The 26,941-nt window shown below is 75.0% G+C and carries 20 protein-coding genes and 1 pseudogene; 11 read left to right on the forward strand and 10 right to left on the reverse strand.

All coding sequences use genetic code 11. The features are described 5' to 3' along the window. Positions 1–69: 69 nt before the first annotated feature. Positions 70–1,698 (forward strand): lipase family protein, encoded by a 1,629-nt coding sequence (locus AWW66_RS00465; RefSeq protein WP_067359268.1) that lies wholly within the window; start codon positions 70–72, stop codon positions 1,696–1,698. 230 nt (positions 1,699–1,928) lie between these two features. Here the strand turns inward: AWW66_RS00465 and AWW66_RS00470 are convergent, their stop codons facing one another. Beyond that, positions 1,929–3,581 carry a glycoside hydrolase family 27 protein gene (locus AWW66_RS00470; RefSeq protein WP_067359269.1) on the reverse strand — a complete coding sequence of 551 codons (1,653 nt, stop codon included), beginning with the start codon at positions 3,579–3,581 and terminating at the stop codon, positions 1,929–1,931. A 620-nt stretch (positions 3,582–4,201) separates the two neighbouring features. Here AWW66_RS00470 and AWW66_RS00475 point away from each other — a divergent pair. The 4 genes and pseudogenes from AWW66_RS00475 to AWW66_RS36275 all read left to right on the forward strand — a co-directional run. Beyond that, on the forward strand, positions 4,202–6,295 hold the full coding sequence (locus tag AWW66_RS00475) for a family 43 glycosylhydrolase (RefSeq protein WP_067359270.1): 2,094 nt from the start codon (positions 4,202–4,204) through the stop codon (positions 6,293–6,295). Between the two features lie 337 nt (positions 6,296–6,632). After that, entirely contained in the window at positions 6,633–7,091 is a 459-nt protein-coding gene (locus AWW66_RS34745; RefSeq protein ID WP_083978099.1) for an Atu4866 domain-containing protein, read from the forward strand. Then, entirely contained in the window at positions 7,088–7,621 is a 534-nt protein-coding gene (locus AWW66_RS00485) for a nuclear transport factor 2 family protein (RefSeq protein WP_211271795.1), read from the forward strand. Before AWW66_RS34745 ends, AWW66_RS00485 begins: the two co-directional genes overlap by 4 nt. 64 nt (positions 7,622–7,685) lie before the next feature. After that, a pseudogene (locus AWW66_RS36275) lies at positions 7,686–7,745 on the forward strand (VOC family protein); the annotation flags it as partial. A gap of 100 nt (positions 7,746–7,845) precedes the next feature. Here the strand turns inward: AWW66_RS36275 and AWW66_RS00490 are convergent. Continuing rightward, positions 7,846–8,781, reverse strand: coding sequence for an SDR family NAD(P)-dependent oxidoreductase (locus AWW66_RS00490; protein ID WP_067359271.1), 936 nt, complete (start codon positions 8,779–8,781; stop codon positions 7,846–7,848). Positions 8,782–8,890: 109 nt separating this feature from the next. Between AWW66_RS00490 and AWW66_RS00495 the strand changes: the two genes are divergently transcribed. Together AWW66_RS00495 and AWW66_RS00500 are read left to right on the forward strand one after the other, a co-directional pair. Continuing rightward, positions 8,891–9,469 carry a TetR/AcrR family transcriptional regulator gene (locus AWW66_RS00495; protein ID WP_067359272.1) on the forward strand — a complete coding sequence of 193 codons (579 nt, stop codon included), beginning with the start codon at positions 8,891–8,893 and terminating at the stop codon, positions 9,467–9,469. Positions 9,470–9,706: 237 nt separating this feature from the next. Then, positions 9,707–11,968, forward strand: coding sequence for a hypothetical protein (locus tag AWW66_RS00500; RefSeq protein ID WP_245647798.1), 2,262 nt, complete (start codon positions 9,707–9,709; stop codon positions 11,966–11,968). 51 nt (positions 11,969–12,019) lie between these two features. Here AWW66_RS00500 and AWW66_RS00505 read toward each other — a convergent pair whose 3' ends face one another. Beyond that, positions 12,020–13,612, reverse strand: a complete 1,593-nt coding sequence (locus tag AWW66_RS00505) for a mucoidy inhibitor MuiA family protein (RefSeq protein ID WP_067359324.1) — start codon at positions 13,610–13,612, stop codon at positions 12,020–12,022. A gap of 112 nt (positions 13,613–13,724) precedes the next feature. Here AWW66_RS00505 and AWW66_RS00510 point away from each other — a divergent pair, with 112 nt between their 5' ends. Beyond that, on the forward strand, positions 13,725–14,309 hold the full coding sequence (locus tag AWW66_RS00510) for a DinB family protein (RefSeq protein WP_067359274.1): 585 nt from the start codon (positions 13,725–13,727) through the stop codon (positions 14,307–14,309). Between the two features lie 76 nt (positions 14,310–14,385). Here the strand turns inward: AWW66_RS00510 and AWW66_RS00515 are convergent, their stop codons facing one another. From AWW66_RS00515 to AWW66_RS00545, 7 genes are read right to left on the reverse strand one after another with little or no spacing between them, the layout of a single operon-like run. Beyond that, complete coding sequence (locus tag AWW66_RS00515) at positions 14,386–15,138, reverse strand: SDR family NAD(P)-dependent oxidoreductase (RefSeq protein WP_067359275.1); 753 nt, start codon at positions 15,136–15,138, stop codon at positions 14,386–14,388. Between the two features lies 1 nt (position 15,139). After that, a complete protein-coding gene (locus tag AWW66_RS00520; RefSeq protein ID WP_067359276.1) occupies positions 15,140–16,285 on the reverse strand; it encodes a beta-ketoacyl synthase N-terminal-like domain-containing protein in 1,146 nt (381 codons plus the stop codon). Beyond that, positions 16,275–17,657 (reverse strand): class I adenylate-forming enzyme family protein, encoded by a 1,383-nt coding sequence (locus tag AWW66_RS00525; RefSeq protein WP_067359277.1) that lies wholly within the window; start codon positions 17,655–17,657, stop codon positions 16,275–16,277. Before AWW66_RS00525 ends, AWW66_RS00520 begins: the two co-directional genes overlap by 11 nt. A 6-nt stretch (positions 17,658–17,663) precedes the next feature. Next, entirely contained in the window at positions 17,664–19,415 is a 1,752-nt protein-coding gene (locus AWW66_RS00530) for a thiamine pyrophosphate-binding protein (RefSeq protein WP_083978101.1), read from the reverse strand. Then, the gene (locus tag AWW66_RS00535) at positions 19,412–20,107 is read right to left on the reverse strand and encodes a hypothetical protein (protein ID WP_157527025.1); all 696 of its coding nucleotides are present in this window, start codon (positions 20,105–20,107) and stop codon (positions 19,412–19,414) included. The genes AWW66_RS00530 and AWW66_RS00535 overlap by 4 nt, the downstream gene beginning before the upstream one ends. Next, positions 20,100–21,323 (reverse strand): aldehyde dehydrogenase family protein, encoded by a 1,224-nt coding sequence (locus tag AWW66_RS00540; RefSeq protein WP_067359279.1) that lies wholly within the window; start codon positions 21,321–21,323, stop codon positions 20,100–20,102. The genes AWW66_RS00535 and AWW66_RS00540 overlap by 8 nt, the downstream gene beginning before the upstream one ends. Next, on the reverse strand, positions 21,320–22,273 hold the full coding sequence (locus tag AWW66_RS00545) for a ribonucleotide-diphosphate reductase subunit beta (protein WP_067359280.1): 954 nt from the start codon (positions 22,271–22,273) through the stop codon (positions 21,320–21,322). Before AWW66_RS00545 ends, AWW66_RS00540 begins: the two co-directional genes overlap by 4 nt. Before the next feature lie 368 nt (positions 22,274–22,641). On the opposite strand from AWW66_RS00545, the gene AWW66_RS35870 reads away from it, so the two are divergent. The 3 genes from AWW66_RS35870 to AWW66_RS00560 are packed head-to-tail and all read left to right on the forward strand — an operon-like array spanning position 22,642 to position 26,941. Further along, on the forward strand, positions 22,642–24,792 hold the full coding sequence (locus AWW66_RS35870) for a hypothetical protein (protein WP_157527026.1): 2,151 nt from the start codon (positions 22,642–22,644) through the stop codon (positions 24,790–24,792). Further along, positions 24,789–26,099, forward strand: coding sequence for an MFS transporter (locus AWW66_RS00555; protein ID WP_067359282.1), 1,311 nt, complete (start codon positions 24,789–24,791; stop codon positions 26,097–26,099). The genes AWW66_RS35870 and AWW66_RS00555 overlap by 4 nt, the downstream gene beginning before the upstream one ends. Then, entirely contained in the window at positions 26,096–26,941 is an 846-nt protein-coding gene (locus AWW66_RS00560; protein WP_067359283.1) for a glycosyltransferase family 2 protein, read from the forward strand. The genes AWW66_RS00555 and AWW66_RS00560 overlap by 4 nt, the downstream gene beginning before the upstream one ends.

Raw genomic sequence — 26,941 nt, forward strand, 5'->3', positions numbered from 1 at the left:
CGACGCCCCGGTGCGGCCGGCCGGGGCAGGCTGCGAGGTGGGTGCGGCAGCGGGCTGGGGGGCATCGGGGTGGACCGGAGGTTCGTGGGCCTGCTGGTGCTCACCGGGCTTCCGCCCGCCGTCGAGGCGAGCGTCCTGGTGGGGTTGGGATTCGTCGCCGCCGAGGGGCTCGCGCCGCAGGCCGCCGCCGTCTGGCCGTACGACACCTACCACGACCTGCGGTGGCTCTTCGTCTACCACGACTCCTGGCTGAGCTTCGGGCTGTGGTTCACCTTCCTGGTCGTGTCCCGGGGGCTGTTCCACACCGTCCTGGTGATGCTGGCCTGGCCGGCCGAGGTGACCCGCCCGCCGCTGCGGTGGCTGGTGGGCCGCAACCTGGGCCTGGCCCTGGTGGTGGCCTTCTTCGTCGCCCCCTGGGCCCTGGTCTCGGTGGCGGCCTCCGTGGTGGCGCTGTCCTGGGTGCTGTTCGCGTCGCTGCTGCCGCTGTTCCTGATCGCGCCGTTCCTGCAACGGGCCGCGGTGGTGACCCCGTGGTGGCGGGGACTGCCCTCGGCCGCCCTGGTCGGCTGGTCCCTGCTGAACTTCGTGGTGCTCACCGTGGCCGGCGCGGTGTGCTGGAGCGTACCCACGGCCTGGACGGTACCGGTGGCCGCCGGGGCGGGCGTGGTCAACGGGCTGCTGTGGCACCGCACCCTCCGGGCGGCCCTGTTCGCCCCCCGGACGCGGTGGGCCCGGGTGCCGGTGACCCCCCTGGCGGCCCTGCTCTCCCTCGCCGTACCGCTGGTCATCCCGCCGTTGGTGCAGGTGGTGCCCGGCGCGCACGTGCGGGTGGAGACGGTGGTCGCGGAACAGTCCCTGCCCCCGCAGGTCCGGCACGCCCTGGTGGTGCTGGCCGGCTACGGCTCCGCCTACACCGGTGAGGAGCCCACCGACCCCCGGGTGCAGCGCTTCTCCTACCGGGGGCTGGGCCCCGACCACCGGCCGTTGCCGTACCGGCCGGCGGACACCGGGATCTCCGTGGCCGACAGCGTCCGACTACTCCACCAGCAGGTGGAGAGCCTGCACCGCCGGACCGGCCGCAGGATCGTCCTGGTCGGGGAGAGTGAAGGAGCCATGGTCGCCCGTACCTACCTGGACCGCGACCCGCACCCGGCGGTGGAGATGCTGGCCATGTTCAGCCCTCTGATCAACGCCGGGCGGGCCTACTACCCGCCCCCCGACCGGAACCAGGGCTACGGCGTGGTCACCGGATGGCAGCTCCGGGCCGTCTTCCGGCTGGTCGGCCTCGCCGGCGGGCCGGACAACGGGCCGGACGAGCCGTTCATCCGCTCCCTGCTCGACGACGCCCCGTTCTACCGCAACCAACTGATGTGCCCCGTACCCGGCGTGCGGATGGTGGCCTTCCTGCCCACCACCACCGCCACCGAGGCGCCCCCCGGGCAGTACACCCGCATCCCGGTCTTCCAGACCCCCGGAGTGCACGCCGGGTTCCTCCACCGCGCCCCGGTCCAGGACCATCTCGTCACCTTCCTCGCCAACGCCGACGTCAGCCAGCTCCGCGGCGAGTACGAACTCCTCCAACGCCTCGGCGCCGCCTGGCAGGCACCACCCCTGGCCATCCACGCCAACCCGGCCTGGGCCCACAACCGGCAACCGGACCCGGCCTTCACCGGCCGGGTGTGCCTGCCACCGGACTGAGGCCGACGGGCGGTGCCCGGTGGGGCAACCCCCGCTGAGCCCACGCCCGGGGCCGGCCGTGGGCACGCGGGCGGTGGGGGACCGGACCCTCCACCGCCCGCACCCCGAGCCGGATCAGGCGGGAAACCCTCGCCGGCTGCCGGCGGAGCCGTACCCGCGCCGCTGCGCATCCGGGGGGCCGCCGCGCGGCGGTGCGGGGCCGGCACCCTCCCGGGTCACCGGCCCACGGGTCACGCCCGGCTCCACCGCTGGTTGGCGTTGCCGTGACAGGACCAGAGGAGCACCGTCGTGCCGTTCGCGGTGCCGCCGTTGTTGACGTCCAGGCACAGGGACGGATGGCGGACGTTGCTGATCGTGCCGTTGCTGGTGAACGTCCACTGCTGGTTGGTGCCGCCGTTGCAGTCCCAGATCTGCACCCGGGTGCCGGCGACCGCGGTCGTCGGCACGTCCAGGCACTTGCCGAGGATGCGAAGCGTCTGACCCTCCTGGCTGACCTGCTGGTTGGCGTTGCCGTGGCAGTCCCAGATCAGGGCTCCGGTGCCGTTGGCGGTGTTGGAGTTGTCGAGGTCGAGGCAGCGGCCGGCCGACTCGCTGCGCAGCCGGAAGGTGGTGGGGGTCGGGGGGTTGGTGGTGCCGCCGCCGCTGACCCGGTACACCACCGTGCCGTGCGCGGGGACGCTCGCCGAGATGGCCCCGCTCGTGGTGGAGGTGGCGTTGGTCCAGGCGTCCCGCAGCGTGAAGGAACTGCCGGTCTTGCCGATCGCCGCCGCCGTGGTGGAGATGGTGGTGGTGGCGTTGCTCTGGTTGAACAGGGCCACCGCCACGTCCCCGTTGGCCAGCCGCTTGGCCAGGATCCGCCGGGTGCCGTCGCCCGCGACCTGGACCGCCTGGAGGCCGAGGCTGTCCTGGTTGATGGCGACGAGCTGCTGGTTACGCAGGATGTCCAGGGTCGCGGCGCTGGCCGACCGGAGGTCGTTGCCCATCATCAGGGGGGCCGCCATGATCGCCCAGAGGGCGAAGTGGCTGCGCATCTCGGTGTCGGTCATGCCGCCGTTGCCGACCTCCAGCATGTCCGGGTCGTTGAAACCGCCGGGGGCGGCGTACCCGGCCAGCGGCACGTTGACGTTGACGATGTTCTGGATGCCCATCGGGTACCCGTTGGTCTGGCCGGTGTTCCACGCGTTGGTGATGTCCTCGGTGGTCCGCCAGAGGTTCGCCACGTCGCTCCAGTTGCGCTGCGGCCCGGTCTTCTCGTGGATGCTGTTGGAGTTGATGCTGTACACGATCGGCCGGCCGGTGGCGGCGAGGGCGTCGCGCATGATGCCGAAGCGCGCCACCTGGTCGTTGATGGTCCCGGTGGGGGAGCACCAGTCGTACTTGAGGTAGTCCACCCCCCAGGCGGCGAACTGCCGGGCATCCTGGTACTCGTGCCCGAGGCTGCCGGTGGAGCCGGGGAAGGCGTCGAAGTACTGGGCGCAGGTCTGGTCCAGGGGCCCCTGGTAGATGCCGAACAGCAGGCCCCGGGAGTGCAGGTAGTCCCCGAGGGCCTTCATCCCGCTCGGGAAGCGTTGCGGGTGGGCCTGGAGGTTGCCCTGCGCGTCCCGGTCCGGGTTGAACCAGCAGTCGTCCACGACGACGTACTTGTACCCCAGGTCCCGCAGGCCGTGGTTGACGATCGCGTCGGCCATCTGCCGGATCAGGGTCTCGTTGATGTTGCAGCCGAAGGTGTTCCAGGTGTTCCAGCCCATCGGTGGGGTCCGGGCGACGCCGTTGTTCAACGCCTGGGCCGGGCGGGGGGCGACGACGCTGTCGGTGACGGTCGCCGCGAGCGTCACCGCCAGCACGCTCAGGACGGCCACCAGCCATCTCTTCGGTCTACGCACGTTGCTCCTCCTGTCGGAGAGGTGGTCGGCCGCCGTGGGTCGGCCGCCGGTGCGGGGCAGGCCGGGCCCGCGTGCCGTACCGGGCGCGGTCGGCGCTCCTCGCCCCTGTCCGGGTCTGCGGTGGCGCGGGGACCGCTGGCCACCCGCGGCTCGGGTGGCGGCGGCTGCCGTGTCGTCGCGGACCCGGTCGGCTCCCGTCGCGGCGCCCGGCCAGGTGATGTCACGATGATGGCAATGATGTTATCGATAACATCGATGTATGTAAACCAGGTTCCTGCGTGACCCGTGAGGGGGCGGCCTCGGCGCTGGCGTGGTGGGGTCCACCATCGGGTGGAGCGGGCTCACCGCCGGTCCGGCGTTTCCGCCCTCCATCATGGTGATGGCCTGCGGTCGGGTCCTGTGGTGAGGGTGGCCTTCCGCAGCGCCCGGCTGCCCGCTCGCGGCCGGCTTCCCGGCCGCGGAGGCCCCCTGCGGGTCCCGCTGTCGTCCCGTCGTGTTACGGCTTGACTGCCATGATGTTATCGTTCACAGTCGATGTGCGGGGGTGGCTGGCCGGCCCGCCGATGGTGCCCGGATCGCGACAGCGAGCGACCCGGTTCCTGTCATCTCTGAGGAGGATCATGGTTGTCAACGGTGGGCTCGCCCAGGCCGTACCCGGGCGGCGCAGGTGGTGGTCGCGCGCCGTCGCCGCCGTGGCGGCGGTGCTGGTGGGCGGCACGCTCGTCGCGGTGGCCCCGACGCCGGCCTCGGCCGCGACGGTGGACACCAGCGCCTGGTACGTGCTGGTGAACCGCAACAGCGGCAAGGCACTGGACCTGTACAATTCGGCCACGAACGACGGCGCACGGATCACCCAGTGGTCCCGCAACGACGGCGCCTGGCAGCAGTGGCAGTTCGTCGACTCCGGCGGCGGCTACTACCGGCTGCGGTCGCGGCACTCGGGCAAGGTGCTCGACGTGCACAACTTCTCCACCGCCAACGGCGCGAGCATCGTGCAGTGGGCGGACCTCAACGGGACGAACCAGCAGTTCCGGCTGGCGGACTCGGCCGGTGGGTACGTGCGGCTCCTCAACCGCAACTCCAACAAGGTGCTGGAGGTGCAGAACGCCGCCACCGCCGACGGCGGCAACATCGTGCAGTACGACGACTTCAACGGCAGCCACCAGCAGTGGCAGCTCGTCCGGGTGGACGGCTCCGGCAACCCCGGCACCCCCGGCGGCACCTTCACCAACCCGGTCGTCTGGCAGGACTTCGCCGACGTCGACATCATCCGGGTGGGCGACGTCTACTACATGTCCGCCTCCACCATGCACTACTCGCCCGGAGCGCCGGTGCTGCGCTCCTGGGACCTGGTGAACTGGGAGTTCGCCGGGCACTCGGTGCCCCGGTTGGACTTCGGCTCGAAGTACGACATGGCCAACGGCAGCCACGCGTACGTCGACGGCATCTGGGCCTCCACGCTGAACTACCGGCCGAGCAACCGGACCTTCTACTGGGCCGGCTGCATCGACTTCGCCCAGACGCACATCTACACCGCCTCCGCCGTCGACGGCACCTGGAGCCGGCACGCCACCATCCCCAACTGCTACTACGACGCCGGGATGCTGATCGACGACAACGACACCATGTACGTCGCCTACGGCAACGGCACGATCAGCGTGGCCCAACTGTCCGCCGACGGGCGCTCGCAGGTGAGGGCCCAGCAGGTGTACCAGACGCCGTCGAGCATCGGCACCCTGGAGGGGGCCCGCTTCTACAAGCGCAACGGCGCCTACTACATCTGGCTCACCCGGCCGGCGAACGGCCAGTACGTCCTCAAGTCGACCAACGGCCCGTTCGGCCCGTACGAGCAGCGGCAGGTGCTGCTCAACATGCCGGGCCCGATCTCCGGCGGCGGCGTACCCCATCAGGGCGGGCTGGTGCAGACCCCGAACGGCGCCTGGTACTACATGGCGTTCACGGACGCGTACCCCGGCGGCCGGGTGCCGACGCTGGCCCCGATCACCTGGACCAGCGACGGCTGGCCGCAGGTGCAGACGGTCAACGGGTCCTGGGGCGTCAACTACCCCAACCCGCTGCCGCTGCGCCCGGTCAAGCCCCTCACCGGCACCGACACGTTCCCCGGCAGCACCCTCGGCGTCCAGTACGAGTGGAACCACAACCCGGACAACAGCCGGTGGTCGGTGAACAACGGCCTGCGCCTGCAGACCGCGTCGGTGACCAACGACCTGTACCGGGCCCGCAACACGCTGACCCACCGGATCCAGGGGCCCACCTCGACCGGCACCATCGAGCTGGACTACTCCGCGATGCGCGACGGCGACCGGAGCGGGCTCGCCATGCTGCGGGACACGTCGGCGTGGATCGGCGTCAAGCGGGACAACGGCACCACCCGCGTGGTCATGACCAACGGCCTGACCATGGGCACCGACAACTGGAACACCGTCGGCACCGGGACCGAGATCGCCAGCGCCCCGGTCTCCGGCGGGCGGATCTGGTTGCGGGCCAACGCCGACATCCGCCCCGGCTCGGGCCGCCAGGCGAGGTTCTCGTACAGCACCGACGGGGTCACCTTCGTCCCGCTGGGCAACGCGCTGACCCTCAACAACGCCTGGCAGTTCTTCATGGGGTACCGGTTCGGCATCTTCAACTACGCCACCCAGGCCCTGGGGGGCGCGGTCACCGTGCGCCAGTTCTCCCTGACGACACCGTGACCCCGGCCCGGTCCGGGCCGTGGACGTGCACGGCCCCGGACCGGGCACCCGGGTACGACCGGGCGGCGGGGGACGGCCGTGGCGCGGGCCCGGTACCGACCACGGTGCGGACCTGGCGTCTCGACGAGCCCGTCACGCCTGCCGCCTGAGGCACGGCCCCCCCGTGCGCGGGGGTGTCGGGCGACACGCTTCCGTTCCCGGCGGGCTGCGGACGGCGGAAGGCCGGCTGCGTCCTGGGAGTGCTGGGGCCAGGTTCCCGGCGGGCCGCGCCCCTAGCGTGGGTGGCACGGCGGACCGTCGCCGGTCCCCATCCGACAGCGACCCCACGGGAGAGTTCATGAGGCACCTGGCCAGAATCGTGCTCGGCGGCGCGAGCGTCGCCGTGCTGCTCGCGGCGTGCACCGTCGGGCCGGACACCGCAGGCCGGACCGTCACCGACGACGCGGCGCAGCCGAGCCCACCGGAGTCCCCGCCGCCCGGCACGGTGGCTCCGCAGACTCCGACGCCACCCTCCGCTGACGTCGGACCGCACCCGTACGTCGGGATGTGGGTGACCGCCGACGGTCACATCCGTCAGGAACTGCTGGCGAACGGCCGTTACGACGAGGCCCGGGGCGCGCGGCAGAGCGCCTACACGGGCTCCTACCGGGTCCTCGGGAACCGGATCGAGTACGTCGACGACACCGGGTTCAGCGCGGACGGCACCTTCGACGGTGACGTCCTGCACCACGGGGGTTACGTCTTCTACCGCGAGGGCAGCGAGGCGCAGCGGCGGGCGGGGGAGGGCCGGCGATGACGACCAGCGCAGGGCGACCCAGCCGGCGTCTGCTGGTGACCGCCGGGATCGCCGGCGGCCTGACGATGGTCGCCGGGACCAGTGCCGCCGCTGCCGGGTCGCGTGAGCACGACGACGGGCCGCGTGCCGACCGCCGGGGCAGGGAACGTCGCAACACGGCGGCCGTGCTCCGGGCCTTCGAGCGGCAGAACGCTGGCGGCGACATCTACGAGATCCTCCATGACGACGTGCGGTGGACGATCGTCAACGGACGCACGTACCTGTCCAAGGCGGAGTTCCTCGCCGAGGGATCCGCGCCGATCCTGGATCGGTTGGCCTCGACGCTCGTCATGACGATCCGGGACCTGTGGGCCGACGACGACACCGTGATCATCCGCTTCGACGGCGACGCCACGGCGATCGACGGCATCGCCTACCACAACGAGTACTGCTGGGTCTGGCGACTGCGGGGCGGCCGGGTCGTGCGCTGCCACGCCTTCCTGGACATGATCGCGGTCCGGGAACTCGTCGATCGCGTCGAGCTGCCCTGAGCCGTCCTCCGTCGGCGGCGGTGGGGGCGTCCGGATATCCGGCGCGGACCGGGCCGAGGGCGGGATGCTCTTCCAGCGGGTGCCGGAGGGCCGGACCGGGAAGAACCGGGTGCACCTGGACCTCCAGCCGACCGACCGGACCCGCGACGAGGAGGTGGAGCGGTTGCTCGGACTGGGGACGCCGGCCGGGCGTCCCCGGGTCCGGGCGGGAACGGCCGCGGGGGTCAGGGGCGCGGGCTCGGCTGGGCGGTGTCGTCGAGGTAGCGCACCCCGGTGGCGGTCTGCGAGACGGCCCAGAGCCGACTGGCGAGCGCCGGGTCGGTGGCGGGTCGGACGAGGGGGCGGGCGTGCACCCGGTGGTCCCACCGGTGCAGGGCGGGACCGAGGAAGACCCCGCTCTCGGCGGCGGGGGCGGTGGCGGCGTAGAGCAGCGGGATGGTGCCGCTCGCCGCGCTGCGGGCCAGGACGGCGCCACCGATCCGGGTCACGATCCACGCCCCGGGACCGTCCGCGTTGGCCTGCATGGGGGTCCGGGCCATGCCCGGGTGGGCGAGGAGGCTGCGTACGGGGCTGCCGGCCCGGCGGAGCCGGCGGTCGAGTTCGACGCCGAAGAGGAGGTTGGCCTGCTTCGACCGGATGTACCGGACGATCGGTGGGCCGGCCGGGATGCCGGTGAGATCGTCCAGGTCGGGGCCGCCGGACAGCAGCCGGTAGAAGCCGGAGCCGACGGTGACCACGCGGGGGTCCCGGTCCGGGCGGAAACGGTCCAGCAGCAGGCCGGTCAGGGCGAAGTGACCCAGGTGGTTGGTGGCGACGATCGACTCGTACCCCTGGGCGGAGCGCTCGGGACCGTGCGCGCCGCCGACGCCGGCGTTGTTGAGCAGCAGGTCGACCGGGCGGTCCTCGGCGCGGAGCCGGTCGGCGAAGGCGCGGACCGAGTCGAGGTCGGCGAGGTCGAGCCGGCGCACCAGCAGGTCGCCGGTGAGCCCGGCGCGGACCCGTTCGCCCTTGGCCACGTCGCGGACCGCCATGATCACGGTCGCGCCCCGGGCGGCCAGCCGTTCGGCCGCGACCAGGCCGAGTCCGCTGCTCGCGCCGGTCACCACGGCCGTCCGGCCGGTCTGGTCGGGCATGTCGTCGGGAGTCCAGGCGATGGGCATGGTGCACCTCCGGTTCGACCGATCGGATAACTTATCCGTTCGTCGCCCGAAGCGTAGCACTGGAGCGGATAACTTATCCGCTCCGCTGTGACGGGCTATCCTCACCACCGTGGAGAGCACCCCGACCGCCAGTGCCGACTCCCTGCGGGCCGACTCCGCCCGGGTCCGCGCCCGGATGCTGCGGGCCGCCCGGGACCGGATCACGGCAGGCGACCTCGACCTGCCGATGAACGCCGTCGCCAAGGCGGCCGGGGTCGGCGTCGGCACCGTCTACCGGCACTTCCCCACCCGCCAGGTGCTGCTGGAGTCCCTGGCCGCCGAGCACTTCACCCGGCTCGTGGCCACCGCCGACCGCGCCGCCGCCGCACCCGACGTCGCCGCCGGCGTGACCGACCTGCTGCGGTCGGCCCTGGAGTCGCAGCGCGTCGACCCGGCCCTGGCCCTGGTCCTGGCCCGACCCGACGCGGCCTGCCCGGAGACCGTGGAGCTGGGCCGGGCGCTGACCGCCGCCGTAAACCGGTTGCTGGAGCGGGCCCGCGCCGCCGGCGTGATCCGCCCCGGCATCACCGCCGCCGACATCCAGGCACTCCTCTGCGGCCTGCGGCGTGCCGTGGAGGTCGGCGGCGACACCACCACCGACCGCTACCTCGACGTCCTGGTACGCGGACTGCGGGCCGACGCCGGCTAGGCAGGACCGACCCGCAGGACGGCGGCCGTCGCCGGTCGCCGCGCTCTCGTCGCCCCCGGCGGTCCACCCCGCCGGTGCCTGTCGAGCCGGGCAGCAGGCGCCGAGCCCCGGCCCCGGTGTCCTGACCGCCACGCCCACCCGTCCGGTCATACGACTGTTTGCCTGAATCGCGACGGAACCGCAGCGCGGCTCACTACCGTGAACCGGGGTCGGTAGCTGCCGGGAGGCGGGCGGGCGGTGGCACACGAGGTGGTCGAGCTGCGGGTGCACGGGGTCTCCGGCGCGTCCGCCGAGGCGCTGCTCGACCACCCGGTGGTGAGTCGGGTGGCCGGCGACGACAACGCCGGCTTCTACCGGCCCCGCCCCGGGTACGGGGTCAGCGACCGGCCGCCCGGCTTCCGGGTGGAGGCGTACCGCTGGGGCGCGCTGACCGCCGGCGGCGCGGTACGGACCCTGTCGCTGCTGTTCCTGCTGCCGTTCATGCTGGTCAACATCGCGGTCTGGACCCGGCCGCCGACCGGCGGCAGCGGTGGGATCATCGGCCCGCTCTGCCGGCTGCTCGCCGCCACCCTGACCGCCGCGTTCGTCCTGTCGATCGTCGGGGTGACCGTCGACATCGTCGGCTGGCAGTGCACCCCCTACCCGCCCTGCGTGCGGAGCCGCGGCTACCTGGGCTGGCTGGCGGACCTGCCGCTGGGGCCGCGCCTGGCGCTGCTCGCGTTGCTGCCGATCGCCGCGCTGCGGCTGCTCTGGTGGCTGGGGGAACGCTCCGCCCGGGCGTTCGAGGCGTTCCCGGCCGAGCGCGGGCAGGACCGGAGCAGCGGCGGGGAGGACCGGATCGACCGGCCGGGCTTCTGGAACGACGCGCTCGTGGTCCAGCGCCTGCGGGCCATCCACGTCGCGGTCGGGCTCGGCACGCTCGACGCCAGCCTGCTCGGCGCGCAGCTGCACATCTACCCCACCCCGGTCGCGTACGTGCTCTTCGTGGCGGTCTGGTTCCTCCTGGCCGCCTGTGCCGTCCTGCTCTGCCTGCCCGCCCGGCGCGGCGAGGACGGGTCGGGCCGAGGGCCGGTGGACCTGCGCGGCATCCGGACCCTGCGGCGGGTCGCCACCGGGCTCACCGTCCTGGCCCTCCTCTACACCGCGGTGCCTCTGGAACCGCAGCCGCCACACGAGCAGCTGCCCGGGTACGAGGGCGCGGTGGCCGCGTTGATCGCCGTCCAGGCCGCCCTGCTGGCCGTCCTCACCGCCACCAGCCTGCACCAGCGGCGACGCGGCCACAACACCGCCTCGTCCTGGCTGAGCGGACTGGCCACCCCGGTGCTCGCCGCTGCGGCGGTCGCCGCCTCGTACGGCTTCGCCGCCGCCCTCGTCTACCGGGTCGCCGACGTCCTCGACCGGGGTGAGATCCCGAACCCGGCCCGGCCGAATCTCCCCGGCGCGCCGCCGCTGGAGCCACCCGTCTCCTACCGGTGGGCGGCCCTGGCCGGGCTGGTGGCGGTTGTGGTCGTCGCCGCGACGACGGTCTGGCGGATCGTCGCGACGCGACGGCGGCGCCGCCGGCTGGCCGAGGAGGTCGTGCGGCGGGACTTTCCCGACACCCCGCCCGAGGCGCTGCCCCGCCGGGCCGCCGTCCGGGACGTCGTCGCCCGGGCGGCGGTCGCCGAGCAGCTCAGCCCGGCCTTCATCGTGTTCCTGGTGCTGTCACTGCTCGGCGTTGCCGTCGTCGCCCTGGACCTGATCGGCGTCGGACCGTCGAACCTGAGTGAGGAGCTGGTCCACACCGACGGCCAGGCGACCACCAACCTGGCGATCGCGACCGATGCCGGGATCTACGTCATCGGTCTGGTCGCCCTCGGCATCCTGGTGCTCGGACTGCTCTCCTACCGGTCGGGGGACACCCGGCGCACGGTCGCCGTGATCTGGGACCTGGGCACCTTCTGGCCCCGGACGGTGCACCCGTTCGCGCCGCCCTGTTACGCGGAACGGGCCGTGCCGGAACTCGCCAAGCGGGTCACCGCGCTGACCGCCCGGGGCGGCGTGATCCTCTCCGGGCACAGCCACGGCTCGGTCCTCGCCGCCGCCACCCTGCTCCAGCTGCCGGCGGAGGTGCTGGGGCGGGTGGCGTTGCTGACCCACGGCAGCCCGCTGCACCGGCTCTACGCCCGGCTCTGCCCCGCCTTCCTCGGCGACCCGACCCTGCACGAGCTGGGCGACCGGATCGGCTGGCGGTGGGTGAACCTGTGGCGTGACACCGACCCGATCGGCGGCCCGCTGTTCTCCGCGCACCGGCCGGGCGAGCCACCCCGGACACCGGGCCCGGCCGGCACGGTCGACCGGCGGCTACGCGACCCCCGCGCGGTCGTCGTCGATCCGGACGACACCGTCCCGCCACCGATCGACCGGCACTGGCCCTACCACACCGACCGGGCGTACGAGGCGGCGGTGCGTGAGCTGGCGGGGCGGCTCGACCTGACCGACGCCCCGGCTGACCGGTAGGCCCCCCGGGCCGCCACCGCCCCGGCTCCGCCAGCGGGCCGGGGGAGGGGTTCACTCCCGCCAGCCGGTCAACTCCACCCCCTTGGCGAGGTCCACCCGGAACCCCAGGGCGATCTCGCCGCTGTCCCCGGCCCCGAGCGGCAGCCGCCAGGTCAGCTCGCCCAACTCGGTACGCTCGGCCGGTGGGGGGACCAGGGTGGCCTCCCGGACCACCACCCCGTCGTCGCGGGAGACCGGGAGCTGGTCGCGCACCTCGACCGTCGTCGGCCGGGGCGTGTGGTTGGTGACGCTGATCCGGTACTCCACCTCCCGTCGCCGGGTCGAGCCGAGCGTGGCCCTGGTGTCGGAGCGCCGGTGCAGCGTGCGCTCCACCCGCAGCCGGTCGTCCACCCCGAGCGCCAGGTCGGTCTCCTCGCCCGGCGCCCAGACCGGCAGCCGGGTGGCCGCGACGAAGTCGGCGCCGTGGAACACCGCCGCCGGGCCGGGCAGCAGTGTGTGCGCCGAGGTGTTCCGGACCGTGGCGCGCAGGTGCGCCTCGACGGCCCGGACCGGCACGGTCACGTGGTCCAGCCGGGCCGGCAGCTCCAGGACCGCGACGGTGGCCCGGTGGGCGGTGCCGTCGGCCGGCACCGCCACCGGCCGGGCCGGGCGGTAGGTCGCCGCGCTGACGCCGTGCTCGACCTCGGCGGCGGCGGTCCGCATCGTCGGCCGGGGCGACCCGGACCGGGCCGTGCCACCGGCGGGGGCCGGCATCGGCGCAGGGCCCGCAGGCAGGGCCATCTCGGTGAACGAGCCCGCCGCCACGGGCATCGGCGGCGGCGTGGGCCGGCGCCGGTCGAGGTACCAGGGTGACAGGTCGGGGACCACGGTCGCCGCCGCCGGCCGGGCGGTCGAGAGCTGGAGGTCACACTCCGGCCAGTCCTCCCCGGTGTCCTGGCTGACCAGCCCGAACCAGGTGACGGTCACGGTGTCGTCGACCAGCCGCAGGTCGTAGGAGGGCTGCCAGCGGGCCCCGTCCACCAGGTAGGTCAGCTCCAGCTCCAGGTCGGTGTCGTCGGCCTCCACCGAGACGGTCACCTCGGCGGCCAGCCGGTCCGGCTCCCGCTTGCCGTGCGCGGCGTCGAGCTGGCGCTCGACGAGGGCCAGCTCCTCGGCCAGGGCGACGCGCCGACGGGCCAGCGCGCGTCGTCCGGTGCGGGAGTCGGCGAGCTGACCGGCCACCGAGTCGGTGAAGGTGGCCACGTCGCCCGGGGTCGCGTCGCCGGTGGCCAGCGCGCGGGCGTACGTGCCGCCGGCCCGCTCGGCCAGCCGGGCCAGGAACTGCCCCCGCTGTTGCTCGATCTCGTCGGCGTCGTCGACCTCGGCCAGGTCGTCGGTCAGCTCGCGGCGTCGCTGCTCCAGCTCGCTGACCTGCCCGTCGGTGCTGCGGGCCTGCCGCCAGGTGGTCACGTCCACGCCGAGCACGGTGGCCGCGCCCCGGCCACCGACCCGGATGGAGTCCCGGCGCAGGCCCAAAGCCAGCGGCGCGATCCGCACCCGGTGCTCGCCGGCGGCCAACCGGGCGCTGCCCCGACGGGTGATCCGGGCCCGGTCCGGGTAGACGGTGACGCCGACGATGGGTGCTTCGATCTCCGCTGTCTCCACGGCGGCGAGGGTAGTCGAGCCGCGCCCGTCCCCGGCCCGCCCGCCGGCCGGGCTCCACACCGGAAGGCGACGACGGGACGCATCCGTCCGCTGTCTGGGGAAAGCTGGAAGCATGACCGACCAGACCTGGAACGCCCTGCTGCGGGAGCAGCTCACCTGGCACTGGACCCACCAGCTACGCGACCGCCTCGACGGGCTCACCGACGACGAGTACTTCTGGGAGCCGGTGCCCGGCTGCTGGAGCGTGCGTTCCCGCGGCACCGCCACCGCACCGGTACGGGCCGGGTCGGGCGCGATGACCATCGACTTCGCGATCCCGGTACCCGACCCGCCGCCGTTCACCACGATCGCCTGGCGACTCGGGCACGTCATCGTCGGCGTGCTCGCGGTGCGCAACGCCGCGCACTTCGGCCGCGCGCCCACCGACTACGAGTCGTTCGAGTACGCCCCGACCGCCGCGACGGCGCTGGCCCAGCTCGACGCGGAGTACGCCACGTGGCTGGCCGGGGTCGAGTCCCTCGGCGACGCCGGCCTCACCCGTGCCTGTGGACCGGCGGAGGGCCCGTACGCCGAGTATCCGCTGGCGACGCTGGTGCTGCACATCCACCGCGAGCTGATCCACCACCTGGCCGAGGTGTGCCTGCTGCGCGACCTGTACCGGCACACCCACGGCCGGGCCGTGCGGGCGACCGACTGAACCGACCACCCGACCCGGTCAGCCCGGCCGCCCCGTCGGCGCGGCAGCCCCGGCCACGCGGCGGCCCCGCCGCCGGTCAGCCACGCCCGTACACCATGCCGCCGTTGACCTGGATGATCTGGCCGGTGGTGAACCGTGCCTGCGGCGACGCGAGGTAACCCACCGCCGCCGCCACCTCCTCGGGGGTACCGGGCCGGCCCAGCGGCGTGGCGTCCACCCGGGACCGCCGGAACTCCGGGGTGATCTGGTCACCGAAGAACTCCGTGTCCGGGATGAACCCGGGGGCCACCGTGTTCACCGTGATCCCGTCGTCGGCCAGTTGGGTCGCCAGCGTGTACGTCCAGGCGTGCACGGCCGCCTTCGCCGCCCCGTACGAGCCGGTGGGCCGGTACGCGGCCACGGAGCCGAGCAGCACGACCGCGCCGCCGGGGCGGCGCAGGTCCGCCCGGAACGCCTCCACCAGCAGCACCGAGGTGACGACGTTGGTCTCGAAGTCGGCGCGCCAGGCCGCGACCTCGGCGTCCAGCCCGGGGCCGGTGTGCCGCCGCCCGGCGTTGCCGCCCGCGTTGGCGACCAGGACGTCCACCGCGTCGCCCCGCTCCCGCAGCCGGCTCGCCACGGCGGCGACCTCGTCGGCGACGGTGAGGTCCACCGGGTACGGGACGACCCGATCGTCGCCCACCGTCTCGTTGATCTCCGAGGCGGCCCGCTCCAGGACGGCCGCCCGCCGGCCCAGGATCGCCACGGTGGAACCCTCCTGCGCCAGGCGTTCGGCGACGGCCCTGCCGATCCCCGTACCCCCACCCGACACGATGCTGAGCCGCGCCACGTCATACCCCCCTCGTCCGGTGCCGCAGCAGCACGCTGGCCGTGCTGCCGCCGAATCCGAAGCTGTTCACCATAGCCAGTCGGCGGCCGGCCAGCGGTGCCGTGGTGGCCGGCAACCAGGACGGGCCGGCGCGCCGGGACCGTCGCAGGCCGACGGTCGGTGGCGCCGTCCCCGTCCGCAGGGCCGCGCTCGCGGCGACGAGCGCCGGGAAGAACGACGAGTGCAGCAGGTGCCCGACGGCGCCCTTGTGCGAGCTGACCGGCACGTCGGCGAGGCCGAGGTCGGCCAGCACCTCGCCCAGGGCGTCCAGTTCGACGTCGTCGCCCTGCGCGGTCCCGGTGGCGTGGGCGTGGACGTAGTCGGGTCGGGCCGGCTCCCCGGCCCCGGCGGGGGGCACCGCGTCCGCGTCGGCCAGCGCGGCCCGCATGCACCCGGCCAGGTCGGCGGTGGCCGCGGCGGCGGGGAGGGCACCGGCCACCCGGGTGGCACCCCCGACGACGACGATCTCCCCGGCCGCGCCGGTCGCCGGCTGGAGCACGACCGCGCCGCCGCCCTCGCCGAGCGAGATGCCGGCGCGGGCCGGGTCGAACGGCCGGGCCGGCTCCGGGCTCAGCGCCTTGACGACCTCCATCGACCGGTACTCGTACTCGTTGAGCACGTGCGCGCCGACCACCACGGCGGTGCCGGTGTGCCCGGACCGGACCAGGTCCCGCGCCAGCAGCAGCCCGAACGCCGCCGACGCGCAGGCGTGCGAGACGTACCAGACGGGCACCGACGGCGGCAGCCGCGCCGTCAGGTCCGGGCCGGTGAACTCGCGCATCCCGGCCGGGCGGTCGGCGCGCTCCGGGGCGGGGGGCGCCTGGCTGGCCACCACCACCACGGCGTCCGGCGGCACGGCGGACAGCCCGGCCCCGGCCAGCGCCTCGCGCAGCGCGGTCTCGGCGTACCGGAGTTTGCGGGGCTCGTCCGGGTCGGCGGCGGGGACGCCCGGGTCGTCGCCGGGTACCTGTCCGACCACGCCGTAGCCGGGCCGGGTGGCCGGTCGCAGCGCGCTGCGGCCGGCGCAGAGCTCGCGCCAGTAGCGCGACGCACCGGCCCCGAACGCGGTCACCAGGCCGAGCCCGGCGATCGCCACCTCACCGGTCACCGGGTCCGACCTCCGCCGGGTCGACCGTCCCCGCCAGTGCCCAGGCCCGGACCGTGCGCCGGTCGAGCTTGCCGGAGGCGAGCCGGGGCAGCCGAGGCACGACGGTGACCCGGGCCGGGCGCAGGGCCGGGGGCAGCGCGGCGCGGCAGGCCCGCCCGGCCCGGTCCACCGGGTCGGGCGCGGGCTCCAGCACCAGGTACGCCACCACCCGGTCCCCCCGCCGGGCGTCCGCCCCGGGCAGCCCGACCAGGGCGGCCTCCCGCACGCCGGGCTGGTCGACGAGCGCGTCCTCCAGCAGTACCGGCGCGTACGTCCGCCCGTACACGTTGATGATCTCCCGCCGTCGGCCGGTGATGGTGAGCCGGCCGGCGGCGTCCATCTCGCCGAGGTCCCCGGTGTGCAGCCAGCCGTCCACCAGGTGCGCGGCGGTGGCCTGCGGGTCGGCGAGGTACGCCAGCATGACGCTGGGGCTGTGGACGAGCACCTCGCCGTCGGCGCCCAGCCGGACCCGGGTACCGTCCAGCGGCCGGCCGACCCCGGCCGTGGCCGGCTCGTCGGGGCCGGTGAGCGCCACGTTCGGCCCCGCCTCGGTCAGCCCGTAGCCGTCGTGCAGCGCCCCACCGGTGCGGTGGGCGAACTCGTGCCGCAGCCCCGGCGCCAGCACGTCGCCGCCGCAGCCGCGTACCCGCAGCGCGGCGAGGGCCGCCCGCAGCGTGGGGGAGTGGCGGGCCTGGCGCAGCAGCAGCCGGTACATCGCCGGTACGCCGTCCAGGGTGGTGATCCGGTGCTCGGCCAGCCGGCGGGCGACCAGGTCGACGCTGAACCGGCTCTCCACGAACAGGTCCGGTCCGCCGGCGATCCACTGGGCCAGCACGCTGAAGCCGTAGGCGTGACGGGGGGACAGCGGCAGCAGCAGCGCGTCGGACGGGGCGTAGCCCAGCCGGGCGGCGGTGGCCCGGACCTGGTAGCGCATCGCGGCCGGGCTGTGCACCACGGTCTTGACGTCGCCGGTGCTGCCGGAGGTGGTGAACAGGTAACCGGCCTGCTCGGGCAGCCGGCCGGCGGCCCGGTCGAGGGGTACCGGCTGCGTCCGCGTCCGCCCGGCGTGGGTCCGTACCCGGGCCAGGACGGGCAGGGGGCGCGCGGGCCCGGCGCCGGTCGGGGCGGGCCCGCCGAGGTGCAGCGGCGCGTCGAGGCGGTCGGCCGCGAGCGCGGCCACCACCGTGCTCAGCGGCTGTTCGTCGGCGACCCCCAGCGCGTGGCCGGGCCCGACGCCGGCGTCGGCGGCCTCGGCCGCGCACTGCCGGACCAGGGCCGCCAGCGCCGCCTCGGGCACCGGCTCCCCGTCCAGGTGCAGGCGTCCGCGTCTCATCCGGGGCTACCCGCCGTCCTGCGGTGGCCCGAGCAGCCGGCGCACCCCCACCGGCACGTCGGTGTCCGGCACCGGGACGCGGACCAGCGCCAGCTCGCCCCGCCCGGCCGCCGCGCGGGCCTCGCGCAGCACCGCGCCGAGGTCGGGGGTGACGGCGAGGTCCGCCGCCCACCCGCCGCAGGCCCGCACCCAGTCGAGCACCGGCACGGGGGTCGGGAACCGGGCCGGTCCGGGCGGCTCGCCGGAGAGCGCCCGCAGGTGCCGGGGCCAGCCGAAGCCCTGGTTGTCGAACATCAGCACGGTGATGCCGAGCCGGCGGGCGGCGGCCGTCGGCAGCGCGTTGACACTGAGCTGGACGGCGCCGTCCCCGGCGAGCACCACCACCGGGCGCTCGGGCGCCGCCGTCGCGGCCCCGATCGCCGCCGCGACGCCGAAACCCATCATGGTCTGTTCGCCGGGACAGACCACGGTGGCCCCCGCCGCCACGGTCAGCGCGGGCCGGTGGTAGCTCCAGATGTCGTGCAGGCCGTTCTCGTGCACCCAGACCACCCGGTCGCCGTAGACGGCGGCGACCTCGCGCAGCGCCCGGCGCACCGGCGACCGGTCGAGCTGCTCCGCGACCGTGCGGGTGGTGCCGGCCCGGACGTCGCGCAGCAGGGCCGCGCGGTCGGCGCGACCGACGGCGTCGACGTCGTCGGCGGCGATCCGGTCCGTCAGCGCCGCCGCGGTGGCCCCGGCGTCGCCGAGCAGGGCCAGGGCCGGGGGTACGCCAGCGTCGAAGGCCCGCACGTCCAGGTCCACCTGCACCAGCGCGGCCCGGGACAGGCCCGGCCAGTCCATCCGGACGGTCTCCTCCAACCGGCTGCCCAGCGCCAGCACCACGTCGGCCCGGTCCAGCAGCGCGTCCACCGGGGGCGTGGCGTACAGGCCGGCGCAGCCGAGCGACAGCGGGTGCCGTTCGTCGACCACCCCGCGACCGGCGGCGGTGGTGACGATCGGCGCGTGCAGCCGCTCCGCGAGGCGCACCACGGCGGCGGCCTGGTCACCCCAGCGGGTACCGCCGCCGGCCAGGACCACCGGCAGCCGGGCCCCGGTCAGCAGCCGGGCGGCCCGGTCCAGGTCGGCGGCGGGCGGGACGGCGACCAGCCGCCGGGCCGGTGCGACCGGCTCCCCGGCCGGGTCGACGACCTCGCGGGCCACCTCGTCGGTGACCTCGACGACGGTCACCCCCGGTCGGCCGGCGACCGCCAGCGCGACCGCCCGGCGGACGGCCCAGACCAGCCGGTCGGGCCGTTCCACCAGGGTGTACCAGGTCAGCAGCGGGTCGGCCATGGCCGCCTGGTCGACGTACTGGAAGGCGCCCCGGCCGAGCTGCGCGCCGGGGGCGCGGGTGGTCACCACGACCACGGGCGCGCAGAGGCTGGCGGCCTCGGAGAGCCCGGCCAGCGCGTTGACGAAGGCCGGTCCGGTGGTCAGCGCGAGGACGGCCGGCGTGCCGGAGGTCAGCGCGTGGCCGGCGGCGGCGCAGGCCGCGACGCGCTGGTCGGCGACGGCCACGGCGGTCAGGTCGGGATGCGCCTCGGCCGCGTCGAGCAGGCCCGGTTCGTCGGCGGGCAGGCCGAAGACCGCCCGGCACCCGGCGCGGGCCAGGGTGTCCGCCAGCACGACCCAGGCCGGCCCGGCGGCCGGTGCCGGGGTGGTGCCGGATGCCGGGGCGGTGGTCGGCTCCCCGGCGGCGGTGGTGGGCCCGGCGGTCACGGCTGCCGTCCCCACAGCGTCGCGGTGGCCACGAAGTCCGGTGCCCCGTCACCGGCCGCTGCCCTGTCGTCGGTCGCCCGGACGGTGCCGGCGGGCGCGCCGACGCGGGCCGGGGCGGGCGTGCGGTCCGGGGCGGCGGCCCGCAGCTCACAGTGCACCAGCGGCGAGCGGACCCGGCTCAGGGCCGCCACGGCGGCCCGGGCGGCGGGCCCGTGGGCGTCGGCGCCGGCCAGGATCACCGCGTCCCCCGGCCAGCCGGCGCCGGCGTCGAAGGTCCGCAGCAGCTCGGCGGTCTCCAACCGGATCGAGTCCGACGGGCGCAGCCGCCGGCTGGTGTCCCGGCACCGCCCCGCGTACCGGTCGGCGGCCCAGGCGCAGTACGCGTCGGCCGCGAAGACCAGCGCGACACCGGTCCGGCCGTCCGGTGGCAGGTGCGCCAGCACGCTGCCGAGCACCCGGTGCACCAGCTCCGGCGCCGTCGCGCAGCCCGGGTGACGGGCCGGCGGCACCGGGCCGTCGGCCCCGGCGGGCTCGACCGGACCCGGCAGCGTCCCGGTGGCACCGGTCGACCGGGCGAGCACGACGACCGGACCGGCCCCGGTCGGGGCCACCGGCGGCGGGTCGGACGGCGGTGCGCCGACCGGCGGGGGCGCGGCGGTGGACGGTGTCCGCGTCGGTGTCGGCTCAGGCATGCAGCACCGCCCCGGAGGGTCGGGCGCGCAGCGCCGGCCCGGCCGGCCCCAGCTCGGCGGAGAGCAGCAGGGGGCGCGCGGCCACCTGGTCGCCCCGGCGTACGGAGTTGGCCTCGATGCCGTACCCGCCGAACGGCCGGTTGCCGTCCTCCACGTCGAGGGTGGTCACCCCGGGCAGCACCACGCTGGTGCCGAGCACCCCGGCGGGCAGGCCGGGCTCGCCGTACACCGAGACGTACATGCCGCGTCGCCGCTGCGGGGGCGACTCCAGCCAGGCCCGGATCTGCCCGGCGTGGTCGTACTCGACCAGGTCGAAGACGGGCGCGAAGAACTCGGGTGGCTGGATGTCGGCCGTCCACGGCCGCAGCAGCACGGTCGGCTCGACGAGCAGCCGGTCCCGGTCCACCCGCCCGCCGCCGCGCACGTACCGGGCGTGCTGCTGCAGGTACTGCTCCAGCGGGGGCAGGACGTCCGGGTAGGTCAGCGCCGACACGACGGTGTCCGGCCGGGCCCGGGGGCCCACGGCCAGCCGACCGACCGACCGGACCAGCCGGTCGGTCAGCTCGGCGGCCACCGCGCGGTGCACGAAGACGACGTCGGGGCAGAGGCAGTCCTGGCCGGAGTTGTACAGCCGGGCGCGCAGCAGGTCCGGCACGACCTGTTCCGGGTCGCCGTCCGGGCCGACCACCACCGGGTTCGGGCCGGAGCCGAAGGTCAGCAGCAGGGTCTGCGGGGACAGGCTGGCGGCCACGCTGTCGGCGTTGGCCGGCTGCCCGGTGAAGACGGCCACGTCGGCGTCGCGGTGCCGGGTGAGGAACTCCCGCTGGGAGGCGTGCGCCAACGTCACCGGCGCCGGCCGGGGCATCGCCGGGTCCGCGCTGAGGATCCGGTGCACCGCCGCGGTGGTCGCGGCCACCCGGCTGGACGGCCGGGCCACCACCTCCCGGCAGTACAGCGCGGGGACCAGCCCGAACAGCACGTACGAGTAGAGGACGTTGTTCGACGGCAGGAAGACGATGAGCTGCTCCCGCTCGGCGGGGCGGTTCTGGGCCAGCTCCCACTGCGCCCCGGCCAGCGCGCGGATGGACCGGCGGATCTCGTCCACGGCGGCGCTGTGGGTGGCGACCTGCACGAGGGCGTCCAGCAGCGCGTCGTGGTTGCGGCGGATCACGTCGATGGCCAGCAGGTCGAGGTCGGTGCGGCGGACCGGGCTCACCGGATCGCCTCCTGCGGCTCGGCGGCCAGGGCACGGCGGGTGACGTGCTCGACGTACGGCTCGGGCAGGTCCAGCCGGCGCATCGCGCGGCCCAGCCGCCGGGCGCAGAGCTGCGCGCTGGCCTGGATGTGGCGGGCCTGCGCCCGGGTCGGGGCGGCCACCGCGTCGATCCACACCGTCAGCGTGGCGGCCTCCTCGATCGTCTCGCTGATCTCGTCGGCGTACCCGGCGGCCACCGCCTCGCGCAGGGTGTGGATCCCGTAGTTGACGTGCCGGGACTCGTCCCGCGTCATGGCGATGAACGCGGTGGTGAGGCCGGGCAACCCGGGGAGCTGCTTGAGCAGGCGGATCATGGCGGTCTGCCCGGCGACGGCCAGCACCTCCTCGGTGATGAGGTGGAAGAGCGTGACCGCCCGCAGCCACCGCCGGTAGTCGCCGGGGTGGGCCTGGAGGTCGGTGACGATGCGGGTCTCCAGCGCGGCCAGGCGCCGGTGGGCCGGCGTGACGGCCAGCCACGCCTCGTCCAGCAGCCGGCGGGTGTCCAGGTCGAGGCCGAGCAGGTCGGTGCCGAGCCGCAGCATCAGCCGGGTGTGCCGCGCCTCGTCGGCGACCTGGGTGCCCAGGAACAGCAGGTCGGCCTCGGCGGGGGCGCCGGCCAGGATCGGGCCGAGCAGGTCCAGGCCGGTGTACTCGCCCACGATGAAGGTGTGGATCGTGGCGGTCAGGTACCGGCGGTGGCCCTCGGAGAGCTGGTCGAACCGGTCCCGGTCCGGCTCCAGCGGGATGTCCTCGGCCCGCCACTGCTGCCGTTCCCACCGCTCGTAGAGGTCGGCCGGCGACGGCCGGTACGTCGCCAGCGCCTCGCGGTGGCGCAGGATCTCGGAGACGGGGACGTGGGGCAGGTCGTCGAGTCGCGCTTCGTCGAGCAGCAGTGTGCTCCACCTTGTCATGATCAACCTTCCGGGAGGTTATCGACAATGCCCCTGGCCAGTGCGTGAATACCGCGCGCTGCGACCACTCCCGGTTCCCCCGCGCCGAAAAACACCGCCTGATTGGGCGACAGTAGTCAATGTCATTGCATTGCTGAGTGTCCGTTGGAGTCGATTAAAAGTGTCGCCGACGTCCCGATGCTCGGAGAGTAGCATGACGATCGATGTCTGCGTCAGTCCTCAGTGGCACTCGTCCCGGATCGACGGGAAAGCCTTTTCTCAAGGGGTGATCGTTTGCTAGGGTCGGTCGGGTTGGTCGACCGGCGGTCGACGCTGACAGTCGTGCGAATCCAGGTAAGACAATGCATATTGAGTCAGAAAACGGGGGCATGTCCGACCGCAGATACCGCCTGCATCCTGCGACGGTCAGCGTGGACGCGGGCAATTACGTGGAGCTCAGTCGGGCCGACGAGCGGCTGTGCGTGGACCAGGAGTTGGCGGCGGCGTGTGCCGCGCTCGCCCGGTCCCCGCACTCGGTCGCGCAATTCGACGACCTGCTGCCCCGGCCCGGCGTCGGGGAGCGGCTGCTGTCCCTGCTGCTGTCGCGCGGCCTGGCCTGCGCCGCGCCGTCCCCATGCGACAGCCGGTCGCCCGGGGCCACCACCGGTCACCCTCCGGCGACCGCGCCCGACGACGTCGACCGGTCACCTCCCGGGCCAGCCGCCGCGCCGCCCGGCGGCCCGCTCGCCGCCGCCACGTCCGCGCGGTACGTCCAGCCGAACCCCCTGCGGGTGGCCGACCTGGCCGCCGTCGGGCCCGGTGCGCCACGCCCCCTGCGGGTACTGCTGATCGGCGGCTGCGTGCTCCAGTTCGCCGAGGACTCCCTGGTCCGCGCCGCCGCCCGGCGGGGGCTCGACGTGCGGACCACCCACCGGTGGCCCGACTCCTGGCGGGAGCAGCCCCTCGACGACGTGGACCTGGTCGTCTTCCAGCCGACCACCGTCCACTTCCTGGCGCCGCTGTGGGACGACGGCCCGTACCGCTCCGGCGAGGACCGGCGACGGCGGCTGACCGCCCTGCTCCGGGTGCTGCGCACGACCGTGACGGAGCTGGCGCGGGCCGCGGGTGACCGGCCCGTCCTGGTGCACAACGTCGCCGCCCCGGCGGTCTCCCCGTTCGGGCGCACCGACTTCCGCCAGCCGGTCAACGTCCGCGACATCGTGTACGCGGTCAACAGCGAACTGGACCGGTGCGCCCAGGCGCACCCCACCGTGCTCGTCGTCGACGAGCAGGCGCTGGCCGCCCGGCACGGCGCCGCCCACCTCCTCGACGACCTGGTGTTCCCGTACGCCCACCACGGCGGCGCGGTCGACCCGGCCGTGGAGCAGCCCCACCAGACCGGGCCGCTGAGCGACCTGCTGGCCGAGGAGTACGTCGCGCTGTACCTGCTGCACACCGGCGCCGACCGGATCAAGTGCGTCGCGGTCGACCTGGACGGCACGCTGTGGCCCTCGGTGGCGGCCGAGGACGGGTTCGGCTGGCTGGACCGGGACACCACCAGCCGCTGGCTGCACCTGGGCCTGCACCAGGCGCTGCGGCTCCTGCGGCACCGGGGCATCCTGCTGGTCAGTCTGAGCAAGGGCACCGAGGAGGTCACCCTGGGGCTGTGGCGGCAGCACGCGGCGGGGCTGCCGCTCGGGCCGGACGACTTCGTCGCCCACCGGATCAACTGGCAGCCCAAGTCGGCCAACCTCGCCGCGCTCTGCGCCGACCTGGGCATCGCCCACCACCAGGTCCTCGTCCTCGACGACCACCCGGTGGAACGGGCCGAGATCCGGCACGCCCTGCCGGACGTGCACGTCCTCGACGCGCCGGTGGCCGACTTCCGCCGGCTGCTGCTCACCGACCCCCGCTGCGAGGTCCCCTGGACCACCCCGGAGGGGGCCGCCCGGTCGGACACCACCCGGGCGGTGCTCGCCCGCCAGGCGGTCGAGGCGCGCGCCACCGACCGCGCCGACTTCCTGCGGGAGCTGGGGATCCGGCTCACCGTCCGGCCCGCCGTCGCCGCCGACGCGGCCCGCCTGGCGGAGCTGTTCAGCCGGACAACGCAGTTCACCACCACGGCCCGCCCGCTCACCCAGGCCCAGGTGCGCCGCCTGCTGGACCGCCCGGACGCCGTCGTCTTCGCGCTCACCGTGCGCGACCGCTTCGCCGACTACGGGCTGACCGGGGCGCTGGTGCTGGAGGGGGAGACGGTCACCGCGATGGCGGTGAGCTGTCGGGTGCTCGGCCTGGACGTGGCCGTACCGTTCCTCGTCGCCGCGGTCCGCGCGGCCGGCCGCGACCGCGCCGGCCTGCGCGGGCTGGTGGTCCGCACCCCCCGCAACGAGCCGGCCCGCACGGTCTTCACCCGGGCCGGGCTGGTCGAGGTGGCCGACGGCGAACACGTGCTGCGCGACCCGGCCCACCTGGCCGACCCGGGGGCCCACCCCGGGCACGTCGAGGCGCAGGCACCGGCCGCGACCGGGGCGGCCCGATGACCCGGCCCGCCGCCGCGCCCCCGGACCTGACCACCCGGTCGCTGCTGCGCAACGGCCCGTTCGTCCGGCTGACCCTGTCGCTGTTCCTGCTCCGGCTGGGCACCGGGATGACCACCGTCGGCCTGCCGCTGCTGGTGCTCGACCGGTACGGCCTGGGCCTCGACGTCGGCCTGGCGCTGGGCATCCGGTTCCTGCCCAACATCTTCCTCGGCGCGGCCGTCGGACACGTCACCGACCGGTACGATCCGCGCCGCGTCGCGGTCTACAGCGCGCTGGCCAGCGCGGCCGTGGTCGCGCTGTTCCCGTTCACCACGGCGATGTGGCAGATCCAGGTCCTCGCGTTCCTCGTCGGGCTGTCCTTCATGTTCGGCGTGCCCACCCGGATGGCGCTGCGGCCCGCGGTCATGCCCAGCGGCAGCGAACTGCGCGGCAACAGCCTGCTGGTGACCAGCGAGCGGCTGACCAGCTTCCTCGGCCCGGCCACGGCGGGACCGATCGTCGCCTTCGCCGGCATCGGCTGGCTGTTCGGGGTGGAGGCGGTGACCGCCGTGCTGGCGGCGGTGCTGCTGCTGGGTCTGCCGCCGGTGCCGCGCCCGGACGCGGCCGGGGCCGCCGCGTCGCCCCCGGCACCGGGCGACGCGCCCGCGCCGACCGGCGGACGCCGATCCGTCGGCCGGGTCGCCTGGGACCTGGTCCGCCGGGTGCTGATCACCAGCCCCCGCGAGCTGGCCGGCCTGGTCCGCCGGGACCGGCTGATGCTGGGGCTGACGGTCACGGCGTTCACGTACGTGGCCGCGGTCAGCCTGGGGCGGGTGTTCCTGACCGCCTTCGAGACCGAGCGGTGGCCGGGCTCCGGCGCGTTCGCGTACGCGCTGGCCGCCATGGGCGTGGGCGGGGTGCTCGGCGGCCTGCTGGGCGGACGGCTCGGTCGCCTCCCCGCCGGCTGGCTCTACCTGCTCGCCAACGTGGTGGAGGGGCTGTGCTGGCTGGCGATGCCGTTGGCCGGCTCGGTGGTGGTGCTGCTCGGGCTGACCTTCGTGGCGGGCGTGCTGGAGTCGGTGGCCACGGTGGTCTTCTTCGCCGAGGTGCAACGCCGGCTGCCCGCCTCCCACATGGGCCGGTACTACGCCGGCCTGGTCCCGTTGACGGACCTGTTCGTGGCCGTCGGGTTCATCGGTGGCGCGCCCGCCGTGGGGCTGCTCGGGCTGGGCTGGTCGGCGGTGCTGATCACGCTGCTGATGGCCGTGCCGGTGCTCGCCTTCACCCGGTCGTTCGTCCGGGTGTCACCCCCCGGCGGGTCGCCGTGACGTCGCCGCCCCTGGTCAGCGTCGTGACGCTCACCCGCGACCGGCCGCGCCAGCTACGCCGCGCGATGGCGTCCGTGGTGGCGCAGCGCGGCGTGCGCGTGGAGCACATCGTGCTCGGCGACGACTGCCCGTACCTGGGCGACCCGGCGGCCCGCGAGTCGCTGCGGCGACGGTTCCCGGCGGCGGTCATCCGGGTGGTCCACCGCTCGGCGGACGACGGGGAGTACCTGCCCGCCCGGCTGGCCCGGCTGCGCAACGAGGGCATCGGGCTGGCCCGCGGCGCGTACGTCGCGCAGCTCGACGACGACAACGCCTACCACCCGGAGCACCTGCGGTCCCTGGTGGACGCGCTGGCCGCCGAGCCGGGCGCGCAGGTGGCACACAGTTGGCGGCGACTGCTCACCGAGGACGGCCGGCCGTTCGTGCCGGACGGGGAGGATCCCTGGCACCCCGACCCGCAGCAGCGGGCCGAGTCGTACCGGCAGCTCGTCGGGTGGGGCGTGCTGGCGCCGGGGTCCAACGTGGTGCGCGACACCCTGCGGGCGGCCGGCATCCCGATCACCCGGGTGGACACCAGCGAGTACCTGGTCCGCCGCGACCTGCACGAGCGCATCCCGTTCCCGACCCGGTACCCGTCCTGGCGGCGACGCCGCGGCTACACGGAGGACCTGGCCTTCAGCATCGAGCTGGTCCGCCAGGGCGTGCCGGTGACCTGCTCGGAGCGGGCGACGCTGGACTACTACATGGGCGGCTACTCCAACGCCGACGCCGGATCGGTGCGCCAGGTGACCGGCCCGGACGACGCGCGAACGACCGACGAGCGAGAGGGGCTGGTCCGATGA

It is taken from the genome of Micromonospora rosaria (genome assembly GCF_001567585.1).
Taxonomy (GTDB): domain Bacteria; phylum Actinomycetota; class Actinomycetes; order Mycobacteriales; family Micromonosporaceae; genus Micromonospora; species Micromonospora rosaria.

Bases quoted from the DNA above. Each gene is read 5' to 3' on its own strand.
- AWW66_RS00535 (WP_157527025.1), bottom strand. From the start codon at position 20,107: ATGCCTGAGCCGACACCGACGCGGACACCGTCCACCGCCGCGCCCCCG.
- AWW66_RS00475 (WP_067359270.1), top strand. From the start codon at position 4,202: ATGGTTGTCAACGGTGGGCTCGCCCAGGCCGTACCCGGGCGGCGCAGG.
- AWW66_RS34745 (WP_083978099.1), top strand. From the start codon at position 6,633: ATGAGGCACCTGGCCAGAATCGTGCTCGGCGGCGCGAGCGTCGCCGTG.
- AWW66_RS00545 (WP_067359280.1), bottom strand. From the start codon at position 22,273: ATGACAAGGTGGAGCACACTGCTGCTCGACGAAGCGCGACTCGACGAC.
- AWW66_RS00490 (WP_067359271.1), bottom strand. From the start codon at position 8,781: ATGCCCATCGCCTGGACTCCCGACGACATGCCCGACCAGACCGGCCGG.
- AWW66_RS00555 (WP_067359282.1), top strand. From the start codon at position 24,789: ATGACCCGGCCCGCCGCCGCGCCCCCGGACCTGACCACCCGGTCGCTG.
- AWW66_RS35870 (WP_157527026.1), top strand. From the start codon at position 22,642: ATGTCCGACCGCAGATACCGCCTGCATCCTGCGACGGTCAGCGTGGAC.
- AWW66_RS00525 (WP_067359277.1), bottom strand. From the start codon at position 17,657: ATGAGACGCGGACGCCTGCACCTGGACGGGGAGCCGGTGCCCGAGGCG.
- AWW66_RS00485 (WP_211271795.1), top strand. From the start codon at position 7,088: ATGACGACCAGCGCAGGGCGACCCAGCCGGCGTCTGCTGGTGACCGCC.
- AWW66_RS00510 (WP_067359274.1), top strand. From the start codon at position 13,725: ATGACCGACCAGACCTGGAACGCCCTGCTGCGGGAGCAGCTCACCTGG.